8 protein-coding genes and 1 tRNA gene are annotated in these 10,429 nt (G+C 61.4%); 2 read left to right on the top strand and 7 right to left on the bottom strand.

The window, feature by feature from the left end; translation table 11 throughout:
* Nucleotides 1-237: 237 nt before the first annotated feature.
* Both QMX79_RS01790 and QMX79_RS01795 read right to left on the bottom strand, forming a co-directional pair.
* A complete protein-coding gene (locus QMX79_RS01790; RefSeq protein WP_282243749.1) occupies nucleotides 238-531 on the bottom strand; it encodes a hypothetical protein in 294 nt (97 codons plus the stop codon).
* A 1,704-nt stretch (nucleotides 532-2,235) separates the two neighbouring features.
* Entirely contained in the window at nucleotides 2,236-2,607 is a 372-nt protein-coding gene (locus tag QMX79_RS01795; RefSeq protein WP_336618843.1) for an EAL domain-containing protein, read from the bottom strand.
* Here QMX79_RS01795 and QMX79_RS01800 point away from each other — a divergent pair.
* The gene (locus QMX79_RS01800) at nucleotides 2,533-3,243 is read left to right on the top strand and encodes a hypothetical protein (RefSeq protein WP_282243750.1); all 711 of its coding nucleotides are present in this window, start codon (nucleotides 2,533-2,535) and stop codon (nucleotides 3,241-3,243) included. The two genes, QMX79_RS01795 and QMX79_RS01800, sit on opposite strands and share 75 nt — an antisense overlap.
* A 185-nt stretch (nucleotides 3,244-3,428) precedes the next feature.
* Here QMX79_RS01800 and QMX79_RS01805 read toward each other — a convergent pair whose 3' ends face one another.
* From QMX79_RS01805 to QMX79_RS01825, 5 genes are all read right to left on the bottom strand, one after another.
* A complete protein-coding gene (locus QMX79_RS01805; protein WP_282243751.1) occupies nucleotides 3,429-3,914 on the bottom strand; it encodes a GIY-YIG nuclease family protein in 486 nt (161 codons plus the stop codon).
* Nucleotides 3,915-4,050: 136 nt separating this feature from the next.
* Nucleotides 4,051-5,742 carry a YadA-like family protein gene (locus tag QMX79_RS01810; RefSeq protein WP_282243753.1) on the bottom strand — a complete coding sequence of 564 codons (1,692 nt, stop codon included), beginning with the start codon at nucleotides 5,740-5,742 and terminating at the stop codon, nucleotides 4,051-4,053.
* Nucleotides 5,743-5,808: 66 nt separating this feature from the next.
* Nucleotides 5,809-6,573 carry a M15 family metallopeptidase gene (locus QMX79_RS01815; protein ID WP_282243755.1) on the bottom strand — a complete coding sequence of 255 codons (765 nt, stop codon included), beginning with the start codon at nucleotides 6,571-6,573 and terminating at the stop codon, nucleotides 5,809-5,811.
* Between the two features lie 232 nt (nucleotides 6,574-6,805).
* Nucleotides 6,806-7,267: a hypothetical protein gene (locus QMX79_RS01820; RefSeq protein WP_282243757.1), complete on the bottom strand. Its 462-nt coding sequence runs from the start codon at nucleotides 7,265-7,267 to the stop codon at nucleotides 6,806-6,808.
* 130 nt (nucleotides 7,268-7,397) lie between these two features.
* Nucleotides 7,398-7,473: transfer RNA gene (locus tag QMX79_RS01825), tRNA-Ala, on the bottom strand.
* Nucleotides 7,474-7,807: 334 nt separating this feature from the next.
* On the opposite strand from QMX79_RS01825, the gene QMX79_RS01830 reads away from it, so the two are divergent.
* Complete coding sequence (locus tag QMX79_RS01830; protein ID WP_282243759.1) at nucleotides 7,808-10,360, top strand: Cache 3/Cache 2 fusion domain-containing protein; 2,553 nt, start codon at nucleotides 7,808-7,810, stop codon at nucleotides 10,358-10,360.
* Nucleotides 10,361-10,429 lie beyond the last annotated feature (69 nt).

The following is a 10,429-nucleotide window of genomic DNA, read 5'->3' on the forward strand; positions in this document are numbered from 1 at the left end:
GCGCTCGAGTGTCCAGCAGGTTGTGAAGGCCCAGACTGGGCGCCAACCGCCCTTGGCCAGCAGTTTCCTCGTCCCTCAGACGCTGTCGTCGTCCAGGATGGGTGACGTGGCGCTCAATGGAGGACGCCCTGTCCTTGAGAATGACTTTGGTCGGAGACCGGCTATCAAAACGCCCTCAGGTCCTCGACGAGGTCCGACTGTGCCTGGGAGCGACCGCTTGCAATGACAGATTGCGTGTTAGCCAGCGCTTTTCTCTTGGAAATAACGGACGTCTTTCCGTATGTTCGCAATGCCTTCGCTGAAGGCGCGCTGATAATCGGCTGAGCAACCGCTTCCTGCCAAAGGGCCGAGGCCATCGCTGCCCTCTTCGAAGACATCCAACGCTGCGAGAAAGCTCGTCAGATCCTTGTGGGTGGCAATCGCCAGTCGGAGACCTACTTCCAATGCTTTGAAGTGGGCAAGAGACAGCTCAAGCTGTCCCTCAATGCCACGAATGCGCTCTTGAATGAGAGAGAGGTTCGCTAGTTCCATAGTGCTCAATCAGGTTGGGGGCAGTTGATGGTAGCAGCGTGGAACGCTGCTCACCTCAAGCCTCATGGATCATCATTGCACGTGTCGATGGATGCCCGGATTCCCTCCGTGACTAGAGATGGTGCAGGGCGCGGTTGAAGCGGCGCTCTCCCTCCCAACAGAGCGTGCCGCTTGTCTTTCACTAGCCTGGCGGTCACCGAACCAGCATACTCGCAAGAGGACTCCATGCCGGTGGACGCGCTTTTTGCCAAACAGCCACAACAAACAGTGGCATTGTAGATTGAGCGGGCCATGCCGCCGGAAGCGTTGGGCAGTAGCGCGCGAGGGCAGCCAAGAACGACGGTGGGAGGCCGGTCCGCCACAATACCTTTACCTCAGCTTCTGAGATGATGACGATGAGGCTGGGGATCTGTTTAATTCACTCCGCAGCTGTGGACGTCAAATGCAAGGTGCTTCGCCCAGCGACCGAGGTTCGCTGACGATGAGTGCACTAACGCGATTCTCCCACTGCGCCCGAGCTTGCCTTGCAACCGAATACTTTAAAAGTCCAATTCAGCGCTATTGAGTTCTTAGGCTACGGCGGGGCCGGACATCCGCAGTTCCGAATCCACTTGTCGCCGGAATCGCTTTGCTTCCTGAACAGTTTCATGCGGGACGCGGCCGGGCGTTCTCTCCAGATGGTTGTCTATGGACGGTTGTTGACCACCATCTTCGCGAGCCCGCCACTGACTTTTCCCCATTTCACTGCCACCGTGGCGGATGAGGCGCTGGCCGGAAAGTTACATGCGGTCGCACTTGGGCTCGTGCGGGTGCCGAGCTGTTCCCTCGCGTCAGCTTAGCCAATAGCTCCCATTTTTAGGTGCTCACTTTGCAACACTTGGTGTTCCTCTGGGGGAGAAGCGAGGTTTGTTGCCATGCCTTTGCCTTGATCTGCTGAACGCTTCATGCCTGCGACGCCGGTCTGAGGCCAGGGAGTTCTCCTGCCAGGGAGGGGCCAGCAACCGATGGTCGCCGTCGTGTTTTGTAGCAAAGCCTCGGCGCACCCTGCGGCAAACCCCTCTTTGCGGGGAAGGCAGACCACAGCAGCGGCCATTCCCCATGTGGTGCTGGCATCGGTCCCCTCTTCACACGATAGTGCAGCGACGCCTGCAGCGAACACACCCTATTGCTATCCACCGCCCCCAGTGCAATGCTCCTAGAGTGATGTAATTTCGGGCTCAATGAGCCGGATGGCGGAGCGCGACCATGACAGGAAGCATTGGGGTAGCGTTTCTTATCAGCATTAAGCAGCTTGCCGACAGATTCGCGAGTGGTGTAAGGAGTGCACTGCGGGAGTGATGTTGGAGGGCTCGTCCAGGCACGAACAACATGGGTAGTCAGCAATCGGACGATCGTCATTTCAACGTGGTCTTGGGCCTCTTTGATACCAGCTACACCGCAGAGGTCTGGCAAGAGTCGGTGGACGACTGGATCCTTCTTAGTGTTCGCCTTGAGTCCGGGGAAAGCGAAACGGTTCAGCGAACATCTTTTGCAACGTTGGAGGCCGCGCTGTTTGCAGCGGAGAACGTCGCCAAAAGTCTAATTGTCGGATAGCCGCTTCTATTGAGATGGCATGTGCCAGGTGGCAGCGTAACGCCTACTGCTGCGGGGTCCACGTAAGGTTGTCGGCCCATGGCTACGCGTGAATCAATGAGCAGCGTCGGATTACCAGGGAAAAGCGGGTTGGTCCCGAAGCATGGTGATCAGAAGGTCCGGATTCATGGGGCGAGCCAAGGCGTAGCCTTGGATCCCATCGCATCCCAAGGCCCTAAGACGTTCTACCTGCTCAGCGGTTTCCGCCCCTTCAGCGACGGTCGCGTAGCCAAGATCCTGTGCAAGTCGGATGATCGCCTGCGTCTTTAGAAGTGCCCGGTCGTCGACGGCGATGTTGTCTATCAATGACTTGTCGAGCTTGAGGGTATGGTGGTGATAGAGGCTCGGGACAAGGGACGCAAGTTCGACTTGGCACTGTCCAAAGGCGACCAGATCGTTTTCACTACGAAGAATAAGGACCTGGGGGTCATCAATGGCACGCAGGCCGTGGTGGAGAACATCAAACCTTCAAGGAAGGGCGGCTACGACATCGCGGTTTCCATTCGCTCGGAGACGAAGGGGTATGGGCGGCGTCTGACGTTCAACAGTTTTGAGATGAAGTGTTTGCAGTATAGCTACGCAGGAACAGTGCATAAGAGCCAGGGCCAAGGGAAGCGGGAGGTTTTCCACTTGGCCAATCTGGGCATGCTCGACGCCCACTCCGCCCTCGTCGCCTTCACTCGTCTCACAAAGGGTAGCTATCGGATGTATGCGACATCTGATGACGTGGAGCGCCTGCACGAGCGCCTGGGCCTGGAGCGGTTGAAGGAGACCGTCCTCGACGCGGGCGTGGTAGGCAAGAAAATAGGAGCGGCTCTACATCCCATGCAGGTTCAATCGCCTCAGCAGCAATCCCTCCAGCGGCCCCCCATGCAGCGAAGCGGCATCCAAGGCAAGCTGGACATGATAGTGAAAGAGCACCGCGAGCAGCGGCAGGCCCAAGCCCAGATGAGCGAGGGCGAGCGCAGGGCGCGCGGGTTGCTTGAAGTGTTCGAGGCGCTTCGACGCACTCCTCGACCACTGGCCGAGCCGCCAGTCCCGGTGCAAATCCCTCTTCAAAGGCAGGGAATCATCCGGTGATAGGCATACAGGGCGGCCATGCCGCCCCTTGCCTTCTTCCCCTCACGCTTTTGCTTTCAGGCGCGGCCCATTGGCCGCGTTCTTTTAATGCCTTTTGCACCCAAAGCAAGGTCAAAACCGGCCAAGGCAAAGGCGCGTTGAAAGAGATCGCAGGGTGGACCACGGCTTCCGCCGGTCCCACTTAGCTACAGACCCATTGCACCGAGGCGAAGGAGGGTCAAAGCAAGGCAGAGAAGTGCAGGAAAGAGAATCAACCACTTGAAAAAACCCCATGCCAGCGACGGCGAAGAGCCGAGAACGTGACGTATTCCTGGGGCCGCCTCTGGCCACCTGTAGCCAGCAGCCAGGGACTTCATATAACCCGTCGTGCGTCTGCGAGGATCGCGAATGAGTTGTCCCGGGGGCTTGGCATAGATGCGCCAGCCTTGATTGAAGGCCTTGTAGCGCCAGGCATACTCGTGCAGCTCAGCGTGGGCCTGCGTGCCAGTCACGCTGGACAGTGGAACAAAGGTGAACGGCTTGCCCTGCCAGCCCCCACGGGCACCGCGGTGCTGCTGCTCGCGTTGCTTTAAATCGACGGTCTGCCCCACGTAGCAGCACCCGTTGTCAAAGAACAACCCGTAGAGATGGCGTGGGCGGGACAGGTATTTCTGATTGCGTTTCCAGTTCAAGGGTCCTCCATTGATGGGTATACCTATATACCCATAAAAGAAAGAACCCATTCGTCAAGCCCTGGCACGAACAAAGGCCCCGAAGGGCCCTTGCCGAGATACGATCACCTCCTTTTCCCACCATGCAATCGTTCGTTTAGCGCCCCAGGTTGATGCTCAGCCCGAAACCAGCCACCGGCTTGTTGCCAGAGCCGAAGCTCACGCCAGCCGAGACGCTGGTGCGCTCCGAGATTCGGGCCCCCCAGCCGACGCTGATCGCCGCTTCGCCGCCCGAGAAACCCGCCCCAACGTTCAGGTTGACCTGGCCCACGGCAGTCCCGCCGTTCTGAGCCGCAGCGGTGGCCATCTGGGACATCGCTCCGAGCTGAGCCCCGAGCCCATTAGCCCGACGGTCCTGGTGGCGCAAGCGGCGGTCAGTGTCTGTCCACCGGTCGTTCCAAGCTTGCTGAGCGTCCCAAAGCTGGCCGCCATTGACGGCATCGGTGGAGCCCCGCTCGATACGCCCACTGGCAACGTTGGTCACGCGCTGATTGCCTGCGTTGACGCCTCCCGTGGTGATCGAGGGACCGCCTTGAATCGTCACGCCTTGGGCGTTGACGGTGGTCGCGCCAACGCTCACTGACCCCGCGTCCGACAGCTGCACGTTGTCGCTGACCGTAACGGTTTGGGTGCCGTCTGAGTTGTTGGTGACTTCGACGTTCTTGCCCGCCTTTGCAGTTGAGCCCGAGCCGGTCCCTGCGGTTCCGTCTACGCCATCGTTGCCAGCGGGCCCTTGGATCCCAGGCTCCCCTTTCAGGCTTGCCAGCCAATCTTGTTCATTGCCCTGGAAACCGTTGGCCAACGCCACCTCATAGGCGCTTAATCCATCTGCGCCACGCGGGCCAGGCGTGCCCGAGCCGCTGCCTGGGTTTTGCTCAAGGAAGGTCACGCGCCCGTCCAGATCATCCAAGGCCGCTCCAACGGTTTGATGCGTGGCACCGCTGCGGAACTGATAGATGGGCGCGACAAAGTTGCCGTTGACGAACGTGGCGCCGCCGCCCAACGCTTGGGCCGCCTGACGGACCTGTCCGAGGTTTGCGACGTCGGTGTCCGAGGTGCCGGCGCGAACGTTGGTGATGCGACGAGTGCTCTGGCCCCCGTCCTCGTAAGTGGATCCCACGCTGACTTCGTCGCTGGCCCAGCAGCGGCTATGAGAGCCCAGGGCGACACAATCCTGAGCGCGAGCCTCAGCCCCAACGCCCAGTGCAAGTGACTGAAATGCATCGGCAACGGTGGACGAACCAATCGCAACCGCATGATTTCCGTTGGCGTGGGCCTGATTCCCTTGAGCAATCGAGGCGTTGCCGCGCGAGCGGCTGAGGTATCCAAAGGACATGGACAGATCGCCGCTGGCTTGCGCCTGCACACCTTGAGCTACCGACTTAACACCGGTCGCGACCGATTGTTGTCCAACTGCGACCGCATCTTCAGCACCAGCAAAACTCAAAGTGCCGATGGCAACAGTCCTCTCTGCCGCCGAATTCGCGGTCTGTCCAATGGCCATCGAGTTCTGGCCCGATGCTTGGGCGTTAGTGCCATATGCCTGCGCGTTGTCACCCGACGCATTGGCCTGAATCCCGTTCGCGATGGCTCCGTTGCCCGTAGCAATCGCGTAGGCTCCTGTAGCGGTAGAGTTTGGACCAGACGCTTGGGCGTATTCACCCGTTGCCGTTGAGTTAGGCCCTGATGCCGTTGCGCCCGTGCCCGTAGCGGTTTGAGCGTAAGCCGGCGCTACAAACAAAGCAGCGCCGATCAGTGCGGATAAAATGGCTAGACGATGCGGAAACATTTAAACCCTCCCGAGTTTGGATTGATACTTAAATCCATAGCAGGGGATTTCATTTGCGCAAGGCAATCAGACGATCTTTTTCATCTTGTTAGGAAAGGTCGCCAAACATGCTCGATTCGGTGTTTCCCATTGCCAAGCCAATGGCTTTGCGGTTCCCCAGGCCGCGCACGCCCAACCCGACCCACGAGGGCACCAACTTGGCGGCAAGGCGCGCGCGAGGAGATAAGAAGCGGGTTCTAGCGGAGCTGTGAAAATGGGGAGCTTTCGGCCTTGGCGATAAGCCAGCTTGGCCTGCCCGCATTCGGACTTGAGTTCCACGTGTGGGTAGTCCTTGGGGCTGGTCCACCGCCCGCCCCAGTTCAACCCGACGATCTCCGACAGCTCCCCGAAGCGCAGGTAGCCGGCCATCACGTGCGGATCGTTCAAGTTCCAGCTTGGCTTCCCGTCGACAAAAACGGCTGTGTCCAACGCCAAGCCGTAGTTGTGACAGCTGGACCACGCTCCCACGCTGGTCACGCCACTAGCAGAAGCCATTAGGGCTGCTTGACGCTCAGGACTCCGGTAGGCTTCCACAACGCGTATATGAAAGCCCTCTGCCGCCAACTGCGCCACGACGGCTTCGACTTTTTCACGCAAGACAGGCGAGACCCCCTTCCAAGCCCGTTCTTGTTTGGGGTGAGTAAGGCGGTAAAAAGTAGAAGGTGCTTTGGCTGGCGTCCAAACCCCAAGTGTTTGCGTTGGGGTTGTGGGTTTTTTCACGGTCGAACAGCCGACTAAAACCAAAGAAGCAACCGCTGCCAAAGCGCCAGCAAGGCTGTTTGGGCGTTTCATGCTTTCCTCCCAGAAAGATATGGATGCTTTCAGGGGTAGCGGATTTTTGGGAAAGCGCAAGGGTCTGAAACAAGAAAGCCCCCGAGCAGCCGGGGGAGGAGGCCGTTTGCTCGGAGGCTCGCAAGCCGTAGGTGGGTTAACCATTTACGGCTCGGTTTGATCGATAGCATGCCAGACTCGGAAGTCAACCAGCGGGATCTTTCTCCGATGCCCTAGCTGCAGTTCTTTTATATTAGAAACGCTTTCGAGGTTGGCGGACGGCGGGCGGTGGAAGCGCCGCGTCGAGTTGCCATTTTCTCAGTGTTGAGAGCACGAGCGGCCAGAACAGGCAGGCTCGAGTTTGCTGGAGCTCCAAACGTTGCTTAGCTCGGTTTGGCATTCGGCCGGTCCGGCGAGGTATCAATGGCTCGGCTGAGACTACGGTATGAGTCGCGGCCAATGGCTTCGGTGAGGATCTGCCGGTGACATCGGTCTGGACCAGGCCATCAAGGGCTGCCGCCAAGGTGGTGATGGGTACCAGCCAGCTTCCGCCAAATTTCCTCAGCCCGGGAACGATGAGCCCTCTGGAAAGCTGATCCCGGGTCTGCTCGTAGCCCCCCGCGCCCGTCCGGTTGAGCACCTGAGCGACGTCCTCGACGGTCAGCATCGCCTTGCCCGGGAACATTTCGCGCAGAACAGGGAGGATTCCGATCATGGCATTGGGAAAAGATTGGGAAAAACCATCCTTGGAAAGGCCTGGTTTTACTTGGATTTAGGGGGCCAGGGCAAGAAAAAAAGGCTGGCCAGTTTCCTGTCCAACCTCTTGATAAACAAAGCAAATTAAGTGGTGGAGCCAAGGAGGATCGAACTCCTGACCTCGTCATTGCGAACGACGCGCTCTCCCAGCTGAGCTATGGCCCCAAGTGTGCTGCTACGCGGCGTGGGTGCCGCGATGTGAACAAGTGTAGCGCCGCGCACCCCGCGCTGCCAAGGGTGCGGCAATCCGATCCTAAGGGCGGGCAGGGCGCCGCCGCTGGCGGCAGGAGGGAGCCCAACTTGAGAAAAATCCGCCCATTCCTGAACGGCAATCCGGCTTTGTGAAGGTGCAACCGGGAGACATCTGTTTCAGATCAACAACTTGGATCAAACGAAAGGTTTGCGTGTTTTGTCTTTTTTTACGTAAAGAGGACCACTTCGGTGCCGATAAGAACTGTGACGTATCTCTCAATCCAACCCCCACCTTCGAGTACCAACGATGACGACCCGTGCCGCCACCGTTTTCTCAACTTCCATCGGCGCCCGCCTGGCGCTGCTCATGGGCCTGATCACCACCGTAGCGTTCGTGGCGCTGGCGGTGCTGATCTACCGCCAGGCCGCCACCAGCTACCAGCAGCGCGTTGAAGCCGGCCTGCAGTCGTCCACCGACCTGATGCGTGACTCGGTGGAACTGTACGACCGCAGCCTGAGCGACAGCACCGAACGCATGGCCGGAATCTTCCGCGCCATGCTGCCGGCCGGCGAGGTCAGCGTGGATGCGGCCAACACCGTGACCGTGGGCGAGCGCCAGACCCCAACCCTGCGCCTGGGCACCGACGTGCTCAACCTGCAGGAAGGCGCGGTGGACCGCTTCGCCGAGGCAACCGGTGGTGGCGTGGCCACCGTGTTCGTGCGCGACGGCGATGACTTCGTGCGTGTCTCCACCTCGGTGCGCAATGCCGAAGGCGCGCGCGCCATGGGCACCGTGCTCGACCACGCCAGCCCCGCCTACGCGAAGATGCTGGCCGGCGAAGGCTTCACCGGACCGGTACGGCTGTTCGGGGTGGATTACATGACCCATTACATGCCGATCAAGGATGCCGCAGGCGAGGTTGCCGGCATCGCCTTCGTCGGCCAGAACTACACCGAGGGCCTGGCGGCGCTGAAGACTCGCCTGCGCGACTCCAAGCTCGGCAAGGAAGGCCACTTCCTGGCGGTCAACACCCGCGCAGGCGAGCAGTTCGGCACCGTGGTGGCCGGCTCCGCCGGTGAAGGTGAAAAGCTGCTCGAGCTGATCGACGCAAGCGACCGCGCCGAACTGGATGCCCTGCTGGCCGGCAAGGCCACCGAGGCCACCCTGCACCTGCGCATCGCGAAGGACGCCACCCCGCAGACCTACTTCGTCACCGCCCAGACCTACGGGCCGTGGCAGTGGACGGTGCTCGGCCTGGAGCCCACGTCGGTGCTGCAGACCGTGCTGCACAAGCTGATGCTGCAGATCGGCGTGGTTTCCGGGCTGGGCCTGCTGGCGGTGATCGTGGCGCTGATCGTGGTGGTGCGGCGCCTGCTCACGGTGCCGCTGGCACAGGCCGGGCAGGTTGCGCGTGACGTGGCCGCCGGCCGCCTGGACCAGCGCATCGTGGTGCGCAGCCAGGACGAAGTGGGCCGCCTGATGGGCGCGCTGCAGCAGATGCAGGACAAGCTCCGCGAGATCATCCACGCGCAGAACGAAATGAGCCAGCGCCACGCCGAAGGCGCGATCAGCCACCGTATCGACGCCAGCCGCTTCGAAGGCGAGTTCGGCACCATGGTGACCGGTACCAACGAACTGGTCGCCGCGCACATCGGGGTCAAGATGCGCATGGTCGACCTCGTTCGTCGCTATGCCGACGGCGACCTGTCGCAGTCCATGGAGCAGCTGCCGGGCGAAAAGGCGCGCATCACCGAATCGGTCAATGGCGTGCGCGATCGCCTGCAGGCGATCAACGGCGAGATCAAGCACCTGGTCGCGGCCGCCGCTGCGGGCGACTTCAGCGTGCGCGGCAACGCCGATGCCTACCAGCACGACTTCCGGGTGATGGTCGAAGGCCTCAACACCTTGATGGTCACCGCCGACCGCAACCTCAGCGCGCTGTCCGGCCTGCTGCGCGCGCTGGCCGACGGCGACCTGCGCGGCCGCATCGAAGGCCAGTTCCAGGGCGTGTTCGCCACCATGCGCGATGACGCCAATGCCACCGTGGCCCAGCTGACCGCCATCGTGGGCGGCATCCAGCAGGCGGCGGTATCGGTAGCCACCGCCTCGGCGGAGATTGCCGCCGGTAACGATGATCTGTCGCGCCGCACCGAACAGCAGGCGGCCAGCCTGGAAGAATCGGCCGCGTCGCTGGAAGAACTGACTTCGGCGGTGAAGCAGAACGCCGACCACGCCCGCCGCGCCGACCGCCTGGCCGCCGAAGCGGCCGACGTGGCCGTGCAGGGCGGCACCGCGGTGGCGCAGGTGGTGGACACCATGACCGGGATTGAAGCGTCCTCGCGCCGCATCGCCGACATCACCACGGTCATCGACGGCATCGCGTTCCAGACCAACATCCTGGCGCTCAACGCGGCGGTGGAAGCCGCGCGTGCCGGTGAAGAGGGCCGTGGCTTCGCGGTGGTGGCCTCCGAGGTGCGCGCGCTGGCGCAGCGCTCGGCCAGCGCGGCCAAGGAAATCAAGACGCTGATCGAGGCATCGGTGGCCCAGGTGGCCGATGGCAGCGCACTGGCCAGCCAGGCGGGGCAGACCCTGCAGCGGGTGGTGGCATCGGTAGGGGAGCTGGGTGGGCTGATCGAAGAGATCGCCAACGCCAGCCAGGAACAGGCGGCAGGGATCGAGCAGGTCAACCAGAGCATCGTGCAGATGGATGGTGTGACCCAGCAGAACGCTGCCCTCGTCGAGGAGGCTTCGGCCGCTGCGCGTGCATTGAACGCGCAGTCGTCCGAGCTGCAGCAATCGGTCGGGCAGTTCCGCCTGGCCGACGCGCAGCCCGCGCGCAGGGAGCGCGTTGCGGCCTGATCGGGTGCGGTGGGGGGGGGGGGGGGGGGGGGGGGCCCCCCCCCCCCCCGCCCAAATAAAAAAGATTTT

The sequence above is a fragment of the Stenotrophomonas sp. PS02300 genome, from assembly GCF_029959395.1.
Lineage (GTDB): Bacteria > Pseudomonadota > Gammaproteobacteria > Xanthomonadales > Xanthomonadaceae > Stenotrophomonas > Stenotrophomonas maltophilia_AD.